This is a genomic window from Clostridium sp. LS3 (assembly GCF_055330225.1).
Genome location: NZ_CM143921.1, coordinates 2,696,480 through 2,716,909 on the forward strand (window position 1 = coordinate 2,696,480; position 20,430 = coordinate 2,716,909).

At 28.5% G+C, this 20,430-nt stretch carries 15 protein-coding genes; 1 reads left to right on the forward strand and 14 read right to left on the reverse strand.

From position 1 onward, the window contains the following. Nucleotides 1–3: 3 nt before the first annotated feature. The 14 genes from ACZJV1_RS12670 to ACZJV1_RS12735 form a co-directional block, all read right to left on the reverse strand. A complete protein-coding gene (locus ACZJV1_RS12670) occupies nucleotides 4–1,362 on the reverse strand; it encodes an FAD-dependent oxidoreductase (RefSeq protein ID WP_463650353.1) in 1,359 nt (452 codons plus the stop codon). A 1-nt stretch (nucleotide 1,363) separates the two neighbouring features. Further along, nucleotides 1,364–2,914, reverse strand: a complete 1,551-nt coding sequence (locus tag ACZJV1_RS12675) for a DUF4127 family protein (RefSeq protein WP_463650354.1) — start codon at nucleotides 2,912–2,914, stop codon at nucleotides 1,364–1,366. Continuing rightward, nucleotides 2,904–3,620, reverse strand: coding sequence for a hypothetical protein (locus ACZJV1_RS12680; RefSeq protein WP_463650355.1), 717 nt, complete (start codon nucleotides 3,618–3,620; stop codon nucleotides 2,904–2,906). The genes ACZJV1_RS12675 and ACZJV1_RS12680 overlap by 11 nt, the downstream gene beginning before the upstream one ends. A 157-nt stretch (nucleotides 3,621–3,777) precedes the next feature. Beyond that, the gene (locus ACZJV1_RS12685) at nucleotides 3,778–5,709 is read right to left on the reverse strand and encodes a leucine-rich repeat domain-containing protein (protein ID WP_463650356.1); all 1,932 of its coding nucleotides are present in this window, start codon (nucleotides 5,707–5,709) and stop codon (nucleotides 3,778–3,780) included. Between the two features lie 22 nt (nucleotides 5,710–5,731). Next, nucleotides 5,732–7,186: a hypothetical protein gene (locus tag ACZJV1_RS12690; RefSeq protein WP_463650357.1), complete on the reverse strand. Its 1,455-nt coding sequence runs from the start codon at nucleotides 7,184–7,186 to the stop codon at nucleotides 5,732–5,734. A 305-nt stretch (nucleotides 7,187–7,491) separates the two neighbouring features. Then, a complete protein-coding gene (locus ACZJV1_RS12695) occupies nucleotides 7,492–8,337 on the reverse strand; it encodes a MurR/RpiR family transcriptional regulator (protein ID WP_463650358.1) in 846 nt (281 codons plus the stop codon). A gap of 129 nt (nucleotides 8,338–8,466) precedes the next feature. After that, nucleotides 8,467–9,528, reverse strand: coding sequence for a HAMP domain-containing sensor histidine kinase (locus tag ACZJV1_RS12700; RefSeq protein ID WP_463650359.1), 1,062 nt, complete (start codon nucleotides 9,526–9,528; stop codon nucleotides 8,467–8,469). Continuing rightward, entirely contained in the window at nucleotides 9,525–10,199 is a 675-nt protein-coding gene (locus ACZJV1_RS12705; RefSeq protein WP_463650360.1) for a response regulator transcription factor, read from the reverse strand. Before ACZJV1_RS12705 ends, ACZJV1_RS12700 begins: the two co-directional genes overlap by 4 nt. Before the next feature lie 98 nt (nucleotides 10,200–10,297). Next, nucleotides 10,298–12,643, reverse strand: coding sequence for an ABC transporter ATP-binding protein/permease (locus ACZJV1_RS12710; protein ID WP_463650361.1), 2,346 nt, complete (start codon nucleotides 12,641–12,643; stop codon nucleotides 10,298–10,300). A 270-nt stretch (nucleotides 12,644–12,913) separates the two neighbouring features. Next, nucleotides 12,914–14,128 (reverse strand): diaminopropionate ammonia-lyase, encoded by a 1,215-nt coding sequence (gene dpaL / locus ACZJV1_RS12715; RefSeq protein ID WP_463650362.1) that lies wholly within the window; start codon nucleotides 14,126–14,128, stop codon nucleotides 12,914–12,916. Between the two features lie 15 nt (nucleotides 14,129–14,143). Then, nucleotides 14,144–15,076, reverse strand: a complete 933-nt coding sequence (arcC, locus tag ACZJV1_RS12720; RefSeq protein WP_463650363.1) for a carbamate kinase — start codon at nucleotides 15,074–15,076, stop codon at nucleotides 14,144–14,146. Nucleotides 15,077–15,199: 123 nt separating this feature from the next. Continuing rightward, nucleotides 15,200–16,393 carry a knotted carbamoyltransferase YgeW gene (gene ygeW / locus ACZJV1_RS12725; protein WP_411168270.1) on the reverse strand — a complete coding sequence of 398 codons (1,194 nt, stop codon included), beginning with the start codon at nucleotides 16,391–16,393 and terminating at the stop codon, nucleotides 15,200–15,202. A gap of 66 nt (nucleotides 16,394–16,459) precedes the next feature. Continuing rightward, nucleotides 16,460–17,776: a YgeY family selenium metabolism-linked hydrolase gene (locus ACZJV1_RS12730; RefSeq protein WP_411168271.1), complete on the reverse strand. Its 1,317-nt coding sequence runs from the start codon at nucleotides 17,774–17,776 to the stop codon at nucleotides 16,460–16,462. A gap of 350 nt (nucleotides 17,777–18,126) precedes the next feature. Beyond that, nucleotides 18,127–19,107 carry an alpha/beta hydrolase fold domain-containing protein gene (locus ACZJV1_RS12735; protein ID WP_463650364.1) on the reverse strand — a complete coding sequence of 327 codons (981 nt, stop codon included), beginning with the start codon at nucleotides 19,105–19,107 and terminating at the stop codon, nucleotides 18,127–18,129. Nucleotides 19,108–19,293: 186 nt separating this feature from the next. Between ACZJV1_RS12735 and ACZJV1_RS12740 the strand changes: the two genes are divergently transcribed. After that, entirely contained in the window at nucleotides 19,294–20,412 is a 1,119-nt protein-coding gene (locus tag ACZJV1_RS12740) for a GerMN domain-containing protein (RefSeq protein ID WP_463650365.1), read from the forward strand. The last annotated feature ends 18 nt before the right edge of the window (nucleotides 20,413–20,430 follow it).

A 20,430-nucleotide genomic window follows, 5' to 3' on the forward strand; every position in this document is an offset into this window, starting at 1 on the left:
ATTTTATTCTATAACTTGACCACTATTTAATAGTTCTGTTTTTAAGTCCTTATAATTTAACTCACTAAAGGTTTTCTTATATTTTAAGCATATTTTAGCTGCTATTCCAGCTGCTTGTCCTAAAGCCATGCATATTGGCGAAACTCTCATTGATGCTAATGCCTCATGATTTGTACTTATTGCTCTTCCTGTGACAATTAAATTATTTATTTTTGTAGGTATTAATGATCTATATGGTATTCCATAATAATCACCTATTTTCATTTCCATTAAATCTAATTCCTTACCATCTGGATCGTGAATATCTATTGGCCAACTTCCAAGAGCTATTGTATCTTTAAATATTTTTCTTGAAATAATATCTTTTTCTGTTAATTCATATTGACCAACTAATCTTCTAGACTCCCTAACCCCTATTTCATCCCCAGATTGAACTAATATAGAGTTCTTAAATCCAGGTATATACTTTTTTAAAAAGTTGTATATTTCAGTTACCTGTCTTCTACCTTCTATAGTAGCCTCAGATAAATCAAAATCTCTAACTGATATCTTATTTATAACTCTGCTCATGTTCACTGCAACTTCTCCCCTTCTATTCAATTCAAAGAATAGAACTCGATCTCTATTTATAGTAAAATCTCCATTTTTTGAAGCTTCTGCTACTTTAGAAAAAAATCCTGAGATTGCAATTCTTTTTGATTCTTTAAAACTTTTTATATTTTCTCCTATTACAAATTCATTTTTATTTTCTTCAACATATTTAATTACTTCTTCAATATCTACATTACTAACCTTAAACATCATGGTCATAGGCTGACATTTGCCATCTTTTTCTCTACCTATTTTCATTTCATTTCCAGAAAGATATGCTATTTCTCCATCTCCAGTAGCATCTATATAATATTTAGCTTCTATTTCGTATACCCCAGATCTTGTTTTTGTAAGTACTGATTTTATATTTCCTTCTTCAACTTTCACATCTAATGCTTCAGTATGATATAAAATTTCTACTCCTGATTCCAATAAGTACTCCTGAGCCACATATTTATAAATTTCTGTTTCTATAGGTGTAACTGTAGCTGCTACTCCAAGTGTGTCTTCTATATGACCTATTGTACCTCCATTTTGTTTTATTCTTTCAATAAGCTCATTTGCATATCCCATTACTATTTGCTTTTTTCCTGCATGAAAAGTCATTAAAGGAATAACCAAGGATTTAGTGGCACATCCACCTAAATATCCCCCTCTTTCAATTAAAGTTACTTTATTTCCATCTGACGCAGCTGCCTTTGCTGCAATAATTCCTGAAGGACCACCACCGATAATTAAAATATCACAACTTTTATATCCCTGAATATTCATATCATTCCTCCTTAAATTTAATAGTAACTTCACATTCAACTTCAAAAGTTCTATTCCAAGGTAACTTTGCATCTATTTTTAAATCTTCAATATATCCCTTTACTTCTAAGTAGTTAACTATATTTTTATTAAAATATAACTCAAGCATTTTATTTAATGAACCTTCAACAAAGTTATCTATTTTTTCAACTCGACTATTCATATTGAAAATACTTAAACCTTCTTTTAATACCTCTTTATTTGCTTTACTTCTTATAATGCTTTGATACATAAAATCATCACAATATCTCTCTATTAAAAACTTAAGACTCTCAAAGGATTTTTTAAAGTTTAAATACCCCTTTGAACTTATATTAGAAATAATATTTCCATGAGCTATAGAAGTTCCCATTGCGTTACCAGCTGTATTCCATGCTCCATATGAAACTACTTTTAATAATAAATCCTCTTCCTTTAACCTTTTTATAAGATATTCATCTCCACCATTTGAAAAAGATAAATCTGCAATTGATACTTTTTTTCCTAAACTTATATATTTTTTAATTCTAGTTATGAAATCATCAATTATAGATTTTTTATTATAATAATTTAAATTATCTGAAGCCATATCTATATATGGTATATTAGGAGTTGTTACAGCAAGTATATAATCACAATTTTTATAATCATCTACAATTCTTACATTAGTACTTTTTAAATGCTCAATAATATTTACTTTAAGAGACCTATCTTCAAATTTTGGAATTATATCTTCATCTTCCTTATTATCAAAATCTACATAAACTTTAGGGCTAAATTCATTTATATCGTTTACATATTTGCTAATAAGAATTTGTCCAATTTCATCTGCTCCAGGATAAACATATATTTTATCTCTTAATTTGTGTTTATTTATTTTATCATGAAGCCTTTCATGTTCTATTAAATGCAATCCATACTTAGAACAATCTTCTTGTGAAAGTATCAAAAAATCAATTATTCCATCATTTACAAGTTCTATAGCCTCCATGTTAATATTATGATTTCTTTCCCTTGTTCTTAAATAAGTATTTAAAATTTCTTTTGGTATTTCTGATTTAATTTTATTTAAGTCAGTCTCTAGATTTGTTTCTTTTAATGACTCAACCCTATATCTTAATTCATTATATTTATTTATTTTATCCCACCATATTTGACTCTCATTACTTGAAACAGATATTGATAACCTCATAATATTTGAAAATGCATATATTTTTGTATCTCTATTTTCCTTTTTATAAGCTTTTAGAAATTTTAATATATCCATCGCTTCTTCAACAGACCTTTTATCTGTTCTAGATGCTATCAATCCTCCATATAACAACATGTCTAATGATATTATTAAAGAGTCACACTTTTCTGTATTAATCCATTTCTTTATTGAATTCACATTTCCTTCTTTTAAAAAGCATCCTAAATCTTCTTTAATAGGTGTTTTAATTTCTAATTCTGCTAAATTAGCTAATTGCTTAACTATCATTAAATTAACTGGTCTATCATCTAATGGAACATACAGTATTTTATTATTTTTCATTACAATTCCTCACATTATTAAAATTATCTATTGTTTCTCTAAATTTTAATGTTGCTTCATGAATAGAATCTTTAGTATTACCTGTTACTATTGCTCCAATCATTATTGCATTAATACCCATTTCTTGTAATATTAAAGATTGTTCTGGTGTTATATTTCTTTGTGTAGGTATAACTATAGGTTTTGAAGTTGTACTTCGAATTGATTGATATTGTAATATTTCTCTTACTGTAAGTTCATCTCCATAGGTTTTGGGATCCATTATTGAACATTCTAATATATCTATAGGTAAATTATCATATTCTTTTACATATTCTAATTTGTAATTATCATCTATCGCCACCATTTTATATATGTCTTTATTTAATATCAAAGGATTCATATGCTTATCATATAATGATATAAAATTAAAACCTTCATTTAATATTCCTTGTATTTCTGTCATTGGAATTTTATCATTTCCTCCAGCTACAATTCCTATAGGCTTATCATATTCTCTACAAAGAGAAACTATTTTTCTAATTATATCTAATTCCTCATTTAAAGATCCGAATTTTGTTTTACTAGCCCTATGCTCAACATTTATATGAACCTTTAACACATCTGCCCCAGCTAATAATGCTGATTTTGCTAATTCTACGTCATTTTTCGGAAGACTTACTATAAGTGATATTTCCTTTTTATTTAATGACTTAATTAAATCCATATTTAACCCTCCCCTTTGGTTATTTTTTCCTCTAATATAATTTTAGCATCGTAAAATTATATTATCAACACTTTTTTGAAATATTTTTTCATTTATTTTGAAAATATTTTTCTATAAATAAAGGAACCTAAATTTTAGTTAGGTTCCTTTATTACTTTTATTTATTTTTTATCCTTACTTCCAAGGTTTCTTTAGAGATTTCTCCAAGTGAATTTTTAATCCTTATTATAACTTTACCATTTTCCTTCTTTTCTCCAATTATACTAGTAGAATTACTTCCTTGTTTAAAGAAATTTTTATTAGATATATCTTCAATTTCCATTATTTCTATAGGTAAATTTCTATCTCCACCTTTAACTTCTATATAATCTAATAAATTTATTTCCTCTCCTATTTTAAAATCAATCTTTTTATTTGATTTTTTCTCTAAGCTTAATTGATCTTCCATATTATCAATGAAATTTCCTTTTGATAAAACACTTACTTTATCATTAAACTCTAATTTAGAAATATAATTATTAATTATATTAACCTTTTTCAGTTTTTCAATAGATGATATTTCTTTAGGTATTACTGTTAATCTATTATTTTCCACTTCAAGAAATCTAAGAGCTTTAATACCTCCTAATGTTTTTGGAAGCTCCAATAATAAATTATTATTAAGATATAATCCTTGTAAATTCACTAAATTTCCAAATTCCGTTGGCAGATTCTCTAAATTATTATTACTTAGATTTATTCCTGTCAAAGTCACCATATCTCCTATAGTACTAGGTAAAACCTTTATCCTATTTCCATTTAACCCTAAATATGAAGCTGAGGTCATTTTATTTATTTCTTCTGGAATTTCTTCAATTTCATTAAAAGCTAAATCCAAATGTTTAATACTGGCTAGTATAGGGATTTCTCTTAATAGATTCCCTGATAGGTCTATATATTGTAATGATGCTGGTAATAGATTTGCATCAATATTAGTTATATTATTTTTTGATATATATATAGTTTTTAAATTAGTTGCATTAGCTAAGCTTGGTAATTTACTTAAATTATTGTGGCTTACATTCAATTCCTTTAAAGATTTTAGATTACCTATATTTTCTGGTAATACATCTAATTTATTATTTGATACATTTATTTCTGTTAATTTACTTAAGCTCTCTATATTGTTAGGAATATAAGTTAACTGATTATTATTTGCTCCTAATGTAAATAAATTTTTTAAATTCCCTATGCTTTCTGGTAAGCATGTTAATTTATTGTTACCTACTCTTAAATACATAAGAGATGGGAAAGATCCTATATTATCATATAGCTCTGTAATATTATTATTAAATATATTTAATTCTCTTAAAGCTGGCAATCCTACTATATCTTTCGGGAAACTTGTTAGTTCATTATCGTACGCAAGTAATCTTATAAGATTTTTTAAATTATTTACTTCTGATGGTATATTAGTAATATTATTTTGAGAAATATCTAGTCTATCTAATGTCACAATATTTCCAATTTCGCCTGGTATTGATGTTAATGAATTCTTAGAAATATCAAGCCAACGAAGTTTTTTAATATTACCTATATATGTTGGTATCTCATTTAATTTATTTCTTGAAAGAATAAGTTTATCTAAGCTCTCTAATTTAATTATTTCTTCTGGTATATCACTTATATAGTTTCCATCTAAATTTACTTCTAATAAACTAGGTAAATAGGATATACCTTGTATAGATTCTATTCCTTCTTCTGTAGCTAACAAATACTTTATAGACTGTAACTTTCTTAAAGTAATTTTATTAGACTTTATATCTGGTATATCTTGAGGATTACTATAAATAGTATAAGTAGCTGTTCTAACTATTACTTCTCTTAAATTTTCATCTGGAAACATTATTTTTAATTCACTGTCACTTAACTCTTTATCTAAATCCTCTTCATTAATTTGTATATTTTCATTATTTTTAATATCTATATTTTCTTTAATACTTACCTCATCTGCATAAGCTAATTTATTTTGTGAAAAAGATGCAAATACCATGCTTGATAGTAATAAAGCTGATCCTACTAATATCTTACCCCTTAATTTATTCTCCATATTCCTCACCCCATCTACATAATTAATATTTTAAATTTATCTTTATATTTGTCCAATTTGCAACTGGTGATTCTTCAAATGATGATGAATGATTTTTAAATCCAGTCAATCCCATTATTGTAGGACATTCCTGCCAGCTTTCTCCAAAGTCTTCTGATACGACAAACATAGTACTATTTTCTTTATCTCCGTCTATATATTTAGGTTTTAAATACTGAGAATAAAGTGGAGCTACTGCCTCTAAAATAGGATCAAATGTAACTTCCCCATTAGGAGCATATTCTGGGTTATACAGTTCTTCCTTAGTGGATCCAATACTTGCTATTATTCCATAATGAGGTTGCTGTGAATAGGCTCCATCTACAAATGATTTTTGATCCACATTATAACATAAGAATTTAGCATGGTTTGCTGGCACTAATTGAATTCCCCCAGAATAATCAATATACTTACCCCAATTTGTTTTCCCTACCTTTGGAGATGTAGATAAGCATATAACTCCTGGATGACTTGCCCTAAAAGTTCCTACATGTGAATATTCACTTCCACCAAATCGCCCAGTTCCTCTTACTCTTTGAATTATATCTGCTATATGTTTACTAGTTCCATCTTCATAATTTAATAATACTCTTCCATTTGCTTCTTTATATTCACCATTTACAGTATCACCAGCTGCCCAATTTTCAAATTCAATACTAACAGGTGATCCAATAGATATTGAAGGTTTACTTACTACTATTCTTAGATCTTCTGGAATAGGTTTATCATAACTTCCATTATAGTAGTAATCTAAAGATTTCCATTCACCGTCATTATCTAAGAATTGTACAGGGTTTCCTACAAAGGCACCACTTTCTCCTCCAAATATCTCATTTCCTCCAAGTATGTCTGTATATATTATGCTATCTGTAAACTTTGATGGATTATTTATTTCTGAATAAACATAATCATCTTCCGTTCCTATAGTAAATTGTTTAGGCATCCAAACACCTGCTGCTTCTATATCTGCAGGTGAAAGGCTTGGAACTGACTCTTTGGTTATTTCCGCAGCTTTTATGGGATCATAACTTTCATTTGGACCTACTCTAACATGTACATTGTTTGATGCCGAAGCTGTAATACATGAATGAGTCCCATCATTAGCAGCATCATAATGTGATGCCCAAAATCCTGCTGAAGAATTCGTTGGGTATTTTCCAGCTCTTATTACATTTCCCATACTTCTTGTTGTCCCATCAGGAAATTCTTGATAAATTCTTCCACCATCTTTGTTCTCTAAATAAATCATATACATCAAATCTAAATCAGGTGTATTTTCCTCTTTAAGTTCTTCTGGTATATTACAATTTATACTGTCTGCAACACTACTCCCCTTATACTTTGCAACTGAATTAGCATATACATTTCCAGAAAATACTCCTAATACAACTACTATTCCAATTAAAAAGCATATTATTTTTTTTGTAGACTTTTTCATATATCTCTCCCCTTTTAATATTATTTTAATCATAGCTTCAAAATAGCTTCTTTTGTATTATGAAGATTTCATATTATGTCTACTTTATAAAATTTATAATATTAGTCTGCAGAACTAAAATTTAAACTTCTCATTTTTTACTTAAATGTTTAATTTTTCTAGATTATTTATTTAATATTATCACCGTTGAACCTTTTCATCAATACTTTTTGAAAACTTTTTTCTATTTTTTTGAAAATAACATTCAGCAGTTTGAAGAATTTTTACAATAAAAAACGATGAAGAATTAAATTCCTCATCGTTTTTTATTTGTTTAATCTTTCAATAGCTTTATCAGTTTTATTTTTAGATTCTAATGCTACTTCCTTATTTTTTCTTATAACGTTAGTACATATTAAATCTACTAAAAAAGTTTGTGATACTTTAGTTCCTAAGGATTCCATATCCAATTTCATTTCTTGATATGTATAGTTTAAAACATAATCACTTACTCTTGCTAATTTAGATAATAAATTTTCAGTAATTGAAATAACTTTTACATTACTTTCTCTTGCAACTTCTGCTGCTATATTTATTTCATCTGTATTTCCACTATTTGATATAATAAATAAAACGTCATCTTCTTGCATTAATGATGCCATCATCACTAATGTATGACTATCTCTATAACAATTGCAAGATAATCCTATTTTCATAAATTTATAATATGCATCTTCTGCAATTACACCAGAATGACCAACTCCCGTAAAGAATACCCTCTTTGCGTTAACTAATATATCTGATACTTCTTCAATCTTTGTATAATCTATTTTTTTTAGAGTCTCTTCCAAAGAATTTATATTAGTATCATAAAATTTCTTTATAAATGCACTTAAAGAATCATTTTCAGATAATGCTTCTTCATCAATATCTTCATCACTATATCCGTTATTTTTAAATTCTTGTGCCATAGTCATTTTAAATTCTAAAAAGCTTCTAAATCCTAACTTTCTACAAAATCTAGTAACTGTAGCTTCACCCACTCCACAATTATTTGCTATTTCTGTAACTGTCATGTATATGCTACTGTTCATATATTCTTCTATATAATCACAAATCTTATTTTCTGCTTTAGTTAACTCATTTCTATCTTTTACTAGTGAAGATTTCATTAATATCCCTCTTACTTTATCATTTTAATTTTATAATGTAATTATATTATAAAACAAAAGAAATAACTACATTTTAAGGTTATAGCTTTTATAAATAAAACTCATATATTTATGAACTAAAATATTTTCTTAGGTTCTGCTTAAACTTATAATAAAAGTGCTTCCTTTATTTAATTCACTTTCTACAAGAATGTTTCCTTTTGAAAGTTCTACTATTCTTTTAGCAATTGCGAGCCCAAGCCCATATCCTGATTCACTTCTTGAATTATCTTCTTGATAAAACTTATCAAATATGCAGTTTACTACATCTTTACTCATTCCAATCCCTTCGTCTTTTATATATACCTTTATAGAATCAATACTTTTTTCTATCCAAATATTTATAGTATAACTATCTTTTGAAAACTTAATTGCATTTTCTATTATATTGGTCCAAACCTGTAAAAATAATTCTTCGTCTCCATAATAATAAGTAACAGGCAAATCTAAATTAAAATCAATATTTTTTTCTATCCATTTATTTTGTAATAAAAGAATTGCTTTCCTTATATTTTCATCTAAATAAAATTTATTTTGATTGTCTAATATATCCTGGTTTTCAAGCTTAGATATCCTAAGAACATTACTTGATAGCTTTTCAAGCCTTTTAGACTCCTCAATTATGATATTTAAATACTCTTCCCTTTCTTCATTACTTAAATTATTATTCTTAAGTATTTTAGCGAAACCTTGTATTGACGCAATTGGAGTTTTTAATTCATGTGAAATGTTATTTACAAAGTCTTTTTGTATATACGCCGTATTTTTCAGCTTCTTTGTCATTTCATTAAAATGAAAGATTAGTTGCGCTATCTCATCTTTTTCTTTTGTTTTTAAATAAATATCAAAGTTTCCTTCTGCTACTTCATTTGTTGCCTTAGTCAATTTCTTTATTTGCTTAACAACTATGGTTGATATAAAGCATAAAGATGTTACACAAATTATAAAGCTTATTCCTAATATTAAGAATTTAACTCCATGAAACTTATTAATTTCAGGAATTAAACACTGACCATTTTCAGAAATCTTTTTATTTATTATTGGCGAAACTATAAAGAAAGTAACGATATTACTTAATAGTATTGTTGTAAAAAAATATATTATTATTTTTCCTTGAAGTGTGTTTCTAAAATAATTGTATATCTTTCTCATATATTCTTCTCCGCTTTATAACCCAAACCTCTAACTGTTACAATTTTAAACTCATCAAAGTCGCTTAGTTTTTCTCTTATTCGCTTAATATGGACATCAACGGTTCTTTCATCACTTTCTATATCTACTCCCCATATTTCTTCCATAAGTTGATTTCTTGTAAATATTTGTTTTGGATAACTTAATAACTTAAATAATAAGTAAAATTCCTTTTTAGCTAACTCTATTACTTTATTATTTCTTGTTACAGTTAGTGAGCTATTATCTAAAATTACATCTCCAATTATTAATTTATGTTCATTAGATATTTTTGCTCTTCGTAGTAATGCTTTTACCCTTAAAATCATTTCATCTAAATCTATTGGTTTTACCATATAATCATCTACCCCAACTAAAAATCCCTTTCTTTTATCTTCTATAGTTTCTTTAGCTGTAACCATTAAAATTGGTAAATCATAATTAGAGTTACGTAAATCTTTTACTAATTGGTATCCATTAACCTTTGGCATCATAATATCACAAACAATTAAATTAATATGCTTATCTTCAAAAATTTCTATTGCTTTTTCTCCATCTTGTGCTAAAAATACCTCATACCCATTTTGTTTTAAAAAGACTTCCATTAATCGTCTTAAATTTTTATCATCCTCAACTATTAATATATTAATCATTATAATCTCCCTAATAAAATTCCTATACTTTAAATATTATAATATAGTTAAAATTATAGGCAAATACCATAATAGTATTTGCCTATACTTTAATTATATTACTCTGTTCTTAATGCTTCAACTGGATCCTTTTTTGATGCCATTTTAGCAGGTATAGACCCACCTAGCATAGTTAAGCATACACTTATAACTATTAAAATAATTGCATGCACTGGGTTAAGAACTGCAACTCCTTTTAAATCAGTTATTTTATATAATATACTATTAGTAGGGAAAGTTAAAAGCCAAGCAACTAATATTCCCAAAATTCCAGAACAACTTCCAACTATAAAAGTTTCTGCGTTAAATACACGAGTTATATCTTTCTTTCTTGCTCCAAGTGCCCTTAAAACCCCTATTTCCTTTGTTCTTTCAAGAACTGAAATATATGTTATAATTCCAACCATTATTAATGAAACTACTAAAGATATTGCTGCAAATGCTATTAATACCATTGTTATAGCATCCATTATTCCTCCTGATAGACTTACAAAAGTACTAGCCATATCATTGTAAATTACCATATCCTCTTTTTCTTTTCCTTCATTCCATTTATCTAAATAGTTAGTTACTGATTCCTTTGTTGTGAAATCCTTTGGATATAAAGTTATCATATATGGAGTACCAACTGCTCCTATTGATGCAAGTGCATTTTCCTTAGTGTTATTTGAATCTGGTCTGCTACTTTTTATATCAAAACTTTCTCCTGTAAATACATTATAATCTGACACTTCTTGAGCTTTTGCTACCTCTGAATTTTTAGCATCTTCTATAAAATATTTACTTAACTCATCTGAATACGCAATCCCTGATGGTAAAACAGGTATAGTTACATCTTTCTTTAATCTTAATATTCCTGTTATTTTAAGAGGAATTGCTCTATCACTATTATATAACTCACTCATATCTTTAGGATTGCCAGATAGGGTAAAATAATTACCCAACTTTTTATAATAATCATCATTTAATATAGCCTTAAGTTCATGACCTATAATATCATCAAAACTCATTTCTTCTTTATCACTATTTATTCCAAATGCATCTAAAATTGCTGTATCTATCTTATTGTATTCATCTACAACTAAAACTAAATCTGACATTCCTTCTGGATATTTACCTGCAAGTAAGTTGTATGAAGTTTCTAAATATCCAGGTGTATTTTTATCTAAATTAATTGGATATGATGATAAATTTAAATCTGAAACACTTACAGGTGTTGCAACATTTCCATCACTTTTTAAAAGATTCATATTTACTAAGCGAGTATATGAAACTCCTGACAATAGATTATTATCTATTTTTTCTACATAATTTACATACTCTTCTGTAAGCTTATTATTATGAATAAAAGTATTTTCCTTAGTATTATATGGATAAATTACATTTGAATCTGGATACTTGCCTTCTGAATCCTTCTCTCCAGACATTTCTTTTTTCATTTCTTTACTATGTTCCATCATACTATTTATATCTACTTCAGCAGCTTTTTGACTTATCATAATAGGAAATCCTGATAATGTATCAGATTCAAAAATATCTATTTGTTTATCAAATCCATTTGAAAGTGATAAAATTAAAGCTATTCCTATAATTCCTATACTAGATGCAAAAGCTGTTAAAAATGTTCTCCATTTTTTAGTTCTAATATTCATTCCTGACAGTTTCAAAGCTGTTAAAAAGCTCATGCTCGTCTTTTTAAGAATATATGAACTGTTACTTTTTTCTTCCTCTAATGGATTAGAATCAGAAATAACATTTCCATCTCTAAATTCTACTGTTCTATCAGCATATTCTTTAGCAAGCTCTGGATTATGTGTCACCATTATAACAAGTTTATCCTTTGCGATATCTTTTATAAGATCCATAATTTGAATACTAGTTTTAGTATCTAAAGCCCCTGTAGGTTCATCAGCCAATATTATATCTGGATCATTTGCTAGTGCTCTTGCTATAGCAACTCTTTGCATTTGTCCACCTGAAAGCTGATTAGGTCTTTTATGTATATGATCCTTTAATCCAACTCTTTCTAAAGCTTCTACTGCTTTTTTATGTTTTTCAGATGCTGAAACTCCACTCAAAGTCATTCCCATTTCCACATTATCTAAAATACTTAAATGACTTATTAAATTATAGCTTTGAAAAACAAATCCTATGCTGTTATTACGATAAGCATCCCAATGGGAATCTTTAAATTCTCTAGTGGATTCTCCATTAATGATTAAATCTCCACTATCATACTTATCTAATCCTCCAATAATATTCAAACAAGTAGTTTTTCCTGAGCCACTTGGTCCTAGTATAGCTACAAATTCATTTTCTCTAAAATTTAAACTTACTCCACCTAAAGCAATTTGTTTAAACTCACCTGTTACATATGACTTCTTTATATTTTTTAGCGATAACATACTTTCCCTCCTATAATAGATTTTACTACCATAGATTACATGATATTTTAGTTTTATGAACTGAATATGAACTTAGCAATTTGAAATTATTGTAACTAAAATCATTGCTCATAAACATTTCAAATTTCTTTTATAGATTTTAATATTTCTTCTCACTTAACATTATAGCCAACTTGGAGAACATACAGAAAGATTAAATAATGAAAATTTGGAAATTAGAAAAAGAGGTAATTCAGCTTCTGAATTACCTCCTAAATTACCCATTGTAAATTATCTATTATAGCTTCCTTCCCAAACAATTTCTCTATATTTATCTGGGTCTGTATCTCCCTCAGTACTAAACACTAAAACTTTTGAATTTTCATCTAATCTAATGCTTTCTTTTAAGTCTTTATATTCTGGATTTGTCATTAATTCATAAACTAATCCTAATGTTACTGCTCCTGATTCTCCGGATATTACTTTATCATCTCCATTTAATGGATTACCAAGAACTCTCATTCCATTTGCTGCAACATAATTTGGAGCTGAAACGAAAGCTTTTGAATAATTCTTTAAAACTTCAAAGCCTGTTATATTAACTTCACCACATGCAAGTCCTGCCATTATTGTTGGCATATCACCACCAACAGCTCTTGGGTTTCCATCATTAGCTATTGCTGAGTCATAATAACATGCAGCTTCCTTAGCCTCAACTACAACAGTAGTTGGACAGTCTTCTCCGAATACTGAAGCAAAAAATCCTTGTATTCCACCTGCAAGTGATCCCACCCCCGCTTGTAAGAATATATGGGTAGGTCTTTCTACTTTATAAGTATCTCTTAATTGCTCTAATGCTTCAAGTCCCATAGTTCCATATCCTTGCATTATCCATGCTGGAATTTCTTCATAACCTTCCCAAGCTGTATCTTGAACTACTACTCCATTATGCTCTTCTGCATATTTAGCTGCAAGTCTTACAGCATCATCATAATTCATATCTGTAATTGAAGCATCTGCTCCTTCTTTTCTAATATTCTCAAGTCTTATTAATGAAGATCCTTTTGGCATATAAACTACTGATTTTTGTTTTAATCTATTAGCAGTCCAAGCAACGCCTCTTCCATGATTTCCATCAGTTGCTGTAACAAAAGTGATATCTCCAAGCTTTTCTCTCACTTCATCTGAAGTTAATTTTTCATATGGTAATTCTGCTATATCCATATTCAACCTTTGTGCTAAATATTTACCCATTGAATAAGATCCACCTAAAACTTTAAAAGCATTTAATCCAAATCTATATGATTCATCTTTTAGATAAATTCCACCTAATCCTAGTTTTTCACTTAAATTTTCTAAATTTACTAATGGTGTAACACTATATTCTGGAAAACTCTTATGAAAGTTCCTAGCTTTATTTATTTCATCCATACTTAAAAAATCTAAATCACCATCTTTTTTACTTTTTGGCATGGTGTTTTCTTTCCACAGTATCTTTTCTCCCATTATTAAGCCTCCTAACTATCTAATAATTCTTGTTCCAGTCTTTCCTTGAATTCCCTCTTTAGCTTTTTCTAATAATGTTATAAGGGCATGTCTTCCTTCTTTTGATTGTGCAAATTCTATTCCTGCCTCTACCTTTGGTTTCATTGAGCCTGGAGCAAAATGTCCTTCTTCAACATATCTCTTCATTTCTTCTACTGTAACATTATCTAACCACTTTTCATTTTCCTTACCATAGTTTATAGCAGCCTTTTCTACAGCTGTTAATATAATTAGAAAATCAGCATCTAATTCTTTAGCTAATGTAGCACTAGCAAAATCTTTGTCTATAACTGCACTAGCACCCTTTAAGTGGTTTCCTTCTTTCATTACTGGAATTCCACCACCACCGCATGCTATAACAACTTGTCCAGAATCTACTAAACTTCTAATTGTATCAATCTCTATAATACTTTTTGGCCTTGGAGATGCAACAACTCTTCTATATCCTCTTCCAGCATCTTCAACTACATTTTCTCCTTTAAAAATTAAAACATCTGCTTCTTCTTTAGTCATAAAGCTTCCAATTGGTTTAGTTGGATTATCAAACGCTTTATCATTTTTATCTACTTCAACCTGAGTAATAATTGTTGCTACTGACTTATCTATATTTCTACTTAATAGTTCTTCTCTAAGTGCATTTTGCAAGTCATATCCTACATAACCTTGACTCATTGCAACACATACGGACATTGGAATTGATGAATATTTATGATTTGACTTAGTCAAAGCATCCATAGCAAGATTTATCATACCTACTTGTGGTCCATTTCCATGAGATATAACAACATCATGTCCTTCTTCAATTAAATCTACAATAGCCTTTGCAGTTGATTTAACTGCACCCATTTGTTCCTCTAAATTATTTCCTAATGCATTCCCACCTAATGCTATTACAATTTTCTTTTTCATAATTTCTCTCCCTCAATACTCCCTTAGAATTTATGATTTATAATTTTATTTTTTCTAAATATTTTAGAGGCTTTTACCCATCATTTAGTATTCTAGGATAAAAGCCTATTTATAGTGTTAAGCTTATTTAAGTTGACGATCCTTATGAGTTTCTTCTAATTTTTCTAAAATTTCTTGTGGATTCTTAACTTTACTTAAGAAAATCATAGCCGCTATAACATATGGCTTGTAGCTAGCTTCTTTATAAAGAGGTTTTCTATATCTGTCAAATACTGAAGCATCAACTTCTCCAGTTTCACAACTAACTCCAGTAATATCTGCTGGTAGGCAATGTAAATATAATGCCTTTCCATCTTTAGTTGTCTTCATTAACTCTTCAGTACATTGCCAATCTTTATGTTCAGCATTATGAGCTAGTAATTCTTTTTCTAATTCCTTTATTCCATCAAAGTCTCCATTTCCATATAAATCTGTTCTCTTTTCCATAGCAACAAATGGAGCCCAACTCTTTGGATATACAATATCAGCATCTTTAAATGCATCTTCCATTGAATTAGTCTTTGTGAATGATCCACCTGAAAGTTTAGCATTTTCTTTAGCAATTTCTTCAACTTCTGGCATTACTTCATATCCTTCTGGATGAGCTAAAACAACATCCATACCGAATCTTGTTAATAATCCAATAATACCTTGAGGTACTGATAATGGTTTTCCATAAGATGGTGAATATGCCCAAGTCATAGCTACTTTTTTACCCTTTAAGTTTTCTATTCCACCAAATTCATTAACTAAATGAAGAGCATCTGCCATAGCTTGTGTTGGATGGTCAATATCACATTGTAAGTCAACTAAAGTTGGAATTTGTTCTAAAGTTCCTTCTTCGTATCCTTCTCTTACAGCCTTTGATACTTCCCTCATATAAGTATTTCCTTTACCTATATACATATCATCTCTGATACCTATAACATCAGCCATAAATGAAACCATATTAGCAGTTTCTCTAACAGTTTCTCCATGCGCTACTTGAGATTTTCCTTCATCTAAGTCTTGTACTTCTAATCCTAAAAGATTACAAGCTGATGCAAAGCTAAATCTTGTACGAGTTGAATTATCTCTAAATAAAGAAATTCCAAGACCACTATCAAATATTTTTGTTGAAATATTATTTTTTCTTAATTCTCTTAAAGCTTCTGCAACTGTGAAAACAGCCTTTAATTCATCATCGCTTTTTTTCCAAGTTTCCATAAAATCATCATTATGCATTTTTGAGAAATCTAATTGATTAAGTTCATTAATATATTTGTTCATTAAAGCCATTTTAAAATTCCTACCCTTCATTATATTAATTTTTATTTATTTCAATTTACAAATTAAACTATTTTATTATTTTTCTTTATTATCACAGTAAATTGTTGGTAATGCAGCATATACAGCAGCACATTTAACTAAATCCTCTTTCCAAGTTTTTTCGTTTGGCGCATGTGCCTCCGCTTCTGCACCAGGTCCAAATCCTATTACAGGAATTCCATTACGTCCCATTATTGAAACACCATTTGTTGAGAATGTCCATTTGTCAGTAAGCGGACGAGCTTTTCTCATTTCATCAGTTACAGCAGCACCACTTCTTATTGTTCCATAAAGACCTTTATAAGACTCTTCCATTGCTTTGGTTACAATATGATCTTCTGGAATTACCCAAGTTGGGAAGTAGCATTCGATTGGATATACTAAACCAGTGTAGCTTGGTCTATCATAGTTATACATGCTTACTGTTGCATTGTATTTTTTAACAGCTGGAAGTTCACGAATTTCTTCTAAACAACTTTCCCAAGTTTCACCTGCTGTCATACGACGATCTAAGGAAATTGAGCATGAGTCAGCAACAGCACAACGACTTGGAGAAGTATAGAATATTTGAGAAGTTGTAACAGTACCTCTTCCTAAGAAGTTAGCTTCTTTCCACTCTGGGTTATATTTTTCATCTAACATTTTTACTAAGCCTTTTATTTCTTTAGTATCAGCTGCATCATTTTCGTTAAGGTCACGAATATTCATTAATATTTCAGCCATTTTGTAAATTGCATTATCTCCTCTTTCTGGAGCTGAACCGTGGCATGAAACTCCTTGAACATCAACACGAATTTCCATACGTCCTCTTTGTCCTCTGTAAATACCACCATCTGTTGGTTCTGTAGAAACTACAAATTCTGGTCTAATTTTATCTTCTTTAATTATATATTCCCAACAAAGTCCATCGCAGTCTTCCTCTTGAACTGAACCAACGACTAATGCTGTATATTTTTCAGTTAAAAGATCTAGATCTTTCATTATCTTTGCACCATAAACAGCTGAAACTATTCCTCCTAATTGGTCTGAAGTACCACGTCCACCTATTTCAGTTTCTGTTTCATATCCTTCATATGGATCAAAGTTCCAGTTAGCTCTATTTCCTATACCAACAGTATCAATATGAGCATCAAACCCTATTAATGTCTTACCAGTTCCCATATATCCTAAAACGTTACCTTGTGGGTCTATTTCAACTTTATTAAAACCTAATGCTCTCATTTCTTCAGCTATACGGTTAACAACACCTTTTTCTTCACAGCTTTCTCCAGGAATAGCAACTAAATCTCTTAAAAATTTAGTCATTTGAACTTTATATCCCTCTGCCTTTACTTTAATATTTTTAAAATCCATTTTCTTTTCCCCCTTATAGTTTAAATGTATTTAATATTTTGTTATCAGAATCTTCACTTATATATTAAGCAAAACCTGTGCCAAGTTTTTTAAGGTTTTTAATAAGCTTTTTAATACTTTTTCAATGTTTTCATAGTCTTTTCAGTTAAAAAAAATAAAGAATTATCATTTCGATAATTCTTTATCACTTTGGTGAATAGTAGTATTTTATTATCTTTTTAAGGCTTATAGCCTATTTTTATCAATTTGATAAGACACTTTTTATACATATTATCAAATTTTATATTAAAATCACTTTTATATATTTAAATTAATTTCTTATGTTTAAATATTTTCTATTTTATATGCCACTACATATTTTTTGATATAAACTCTAACATTTTTATTCCAACAGACATAATCTCATCTAAATCAATTTCAGAGAAGTCATGACTAGCTCCCTCTAAGCTTATAAGTTCTGTTTTATTTCCACTCTCTTTTAATTGAGCATATAATTCTTCTGCATTTTTATAAGGTACTATAATATCTTTTTTGCTATGAACTATAAGTGTATTAGGCTCACCCTTGTTCACATGATTAATTGGACTATATTCCCCCAATATATGATCTTTATATTCACCTACAGAATTTATAATTTGTTCTAAATCCCACTGAACATTCTCCATATCTAATGTAGTTAAATCTGTTGGTCCAAAAAAATCAATTAAATACTTAACATCTGAAGGATAGTCTTTAAGCTCTTTTGCATCAACAAATTCTTCTTTATCTGTATAAGCTGCCATTAAAGCTAAATGTGCCCCTGAAGATGCTCCTATTACTCCTATTCTTTCATCATTAAATCCATATACACTCTTATTTTTATGAATCCATCTAATAGTATCCTTAACATCACTAATTTGTTTATTAAATATTTCTTCTCCTCTCATTAGCTGATAACTAGTACTTATTATAGTAAAGCCTTCTTCTCTAAAGGAGTCTAAAAGTGGAGATATGGCCTGAGGTATTTCCTTATTTCCATATACCCAGCTTCCACCATGGACATAAAGTATTACTGGAGAGCCTCCCTTTACCTGTTTCTTTGGCCCATATATATCTAATGTTAATGGAACACCATTTGTATTTTTATATTCAACATCTTTATAATCAATAGACTCTATTGCTTCTAAAGATGATTTATCCTCTATATTATAACCATTTTTTATTACTGAGTTATACTTTTTAAATATATTTACATATAAAGATACTCTATCTCTTATAGAAAATAAAAATATTCCTGATCCTAAAATCACTATTAATAAAGTTATTCCTAAAAATTTAAAAAACTTTTTCATCGCTTCTCCTTTCTTTTATTTTATTAATTTAATTTATATTATATTTCAAATATTTATGCAATAAATTAATCTTTTATTAAAATTTAAAAAATTATTCTAATTATTTATCTTTTATATAAAATTTTTGTCAATAAAAATTATGTATATCAATAAACTATATTAATAAGATATTTAGGAAGTGATTAAATGAAAAAACGTCTATTTTCATTGTTCTTCGCTTTATTTTTTTCACTTATGCTAATTAGTTGCAATAAAACTGAGGATAACTCTGTGCATTCTAATAATTATACTAACAATGATAACACTAATAAAACAGATAATATAGATAAAAATGAGAAAGATAAAGACAAGATTCCAAAGGATAATAACGATAAGTCAAAAACTACTAAACCACCTTTAAGTAATTCTGATAAAGATAATGCATCTATAACCCATGAGCAATATAGATTATTTTACTTTGATTCAGAAAAGTTACAACTTTACTATGTAGATAAAGAAATTGCTGTTAAAGATAAAGCTGTTATAAAGGCTTTAACTAAAGAGTTACAAAGTAATTTACCTACATCTAGCTTTCTCGCTTTAACTGATAAGGTTCAAATTACATCTGCTAAGCTAGATAGTAAAACAGGAGTTTTAAAGGTCGTCTTTTCAGATTCTTATGTAAATAAAATGACTCTTGGCTCTGCTACTGAAAGCGGTTTACTTTCTTCTTTAATTTGCACCTATGGATATAACTTAGGAGTTGATAAGGTTGCTATTTATTTTGGCGATGATTTATACACTTCTTTAAAAGGCAGCCTTCCTGAGGGTTATTTTAAAGTAGATTACTCTTCTGCCATTCCTTATAGCTTAACATCTTCAAATCCAGAAACAAATAAAGTTAAAACTATGAATTGTAGAATTTACTATTATAACGGTGCTGATGATGTTTTTTACTATAAGGATAAATCTATTAATGTAAATAATGGTGCTTTAGTAACAGCTCTAACTAATGAAATGAAAAATATTCCTAATGAAGAGTTATTTAATTTTAAAGATTATTTAGCTGTTCGTTCTGCTAAATTAGATAAGGCTAATGGAATTTTAACTGTAGATTTATCTTCTTCATACTATAACATTTTAAAGCATGTTGGCTCTGGAAGTGAGGCTTCAGCATTAAAAACCTTAGCTTTAACTTATAGTTATAATTATAAAGTTAATAAAGTTATTATCTTAGTTAATGGTAAGCCTTATGAAGGCAGTCATATAATTATGGAACCTAATGAATATATAAATATAAATGTTACTAATGTAAAACCTCTATAATTTAATTATCTACAACTT

Excerpts from the sequence above, each read along its gene's own strand:
- ACZJV1_RS12670 (WP_463650353.1), bottom strand. The coding sequence starts at position 1,362 with ATGAATATTCAGGGATATAAAAGTTGTGATATTTTAATTATCGGTGGT.
- ACZJV1_RS12675 (WP_463650354.1), bottom strand. The coding sequence starts at position 2,914 with ATGAAAAATAATAAAATACTGTATGTTCCATTAGATGATAGACCAGTT.
- ACZJV1_RS12680 (WP_463650355.1), bottom strand. The coding sequence starts at position 3,620 with ATGGATTTAATTAAGTCATTAAATAAAAAGGAAATATCACTTATAGTA.
- ACZJV1_RS12685 (WP_463650356.1), bottom strand. The coding sequence starts at position 5,709 with ATGGAGAATAAATTAAGGGGTAAGATATTAGTAGGATCAGCTTTATTA.
- ACZJV1_RS12690 (WP_463650357.1), bottom strand. The coding sequence starts at position 7,186 with ATGAAAAAGTCTACAAAAAAAATAATATGCTTTTTAATTGGAATAGTA.
- ACZJV1_RS12695 (WP_463650358.1), bottom strand. The coding sequence starts at position 8,337 with ATGAAATCTTCACTAGTAAAAGATAGAAATGAGTTAACTAAAGCAGAA.
- ACZJV1_RS12700 (WP_463650359.1), bottom strand. The coding sequence starts at position 9,528 with ATGAGAAAGATATACAATTATTTTAGAAACACACTTCAAGGAAAAATA.
- ACZJV1_RS12705 (WP_463650360.1), bottom strand. The coding sequence starts at position 10,199 with ATGATTAATATATTAATAGTTGAGGATGATAAAAATTTAAGACGATTA.
- ACZJV1_RS12710 (WP_463650361.1), bottom strand. The coding sequence starts at position 12,643 with ATGTTATCGCTAAAAAATATAAAGAAGTCATATGTAACAGGTGAGTTT.
- dpaL (WP_463650362.1), bottom strand. The coding sequence starts at position 14,128 with ATGGGAGAAAAGATACTGTGGAAAGAAAACACCATGCCAAAAAGTAAA.
- arcC (WP_463650363.1), bottom strand. The coding sequence starts at position 15,076 with ATGAAAAAGAAAATTGTAATAGCATTAGGTGGGAATGCATTAGGAAAT.
- ygeW (WP_411168270.1), bottom strand. The coding sequence starts at position 16,393 with ATGGCTTTAATGAACAAATATATTAATGAACTTAATCAATTAGATTTC.
- ACZJV1_RS12730 (WP_411168271.1), bottom strand. The coding sequence starts at position 17,776 with ATGGATTTTAAAAATATTAAAGTAAAGGCAGAGGGATATAAAGTTCAA.
- ACZJV1_RS12735 (WP_463650364.1), bottom strand. The coding sequence starts at position 19,107 with ATGAAAAAGTTTTTTAAATTTTTAGGAATAACTTTATTAATAGTGATT.
- ACZJV1_RS12740 (WP_463650365.1), top strand. The coding sequence starts at position 19,294 with ATGAAAAAACGTCTATTTTCATTGTTCTTCGCTTTATTTTTTTCACTT.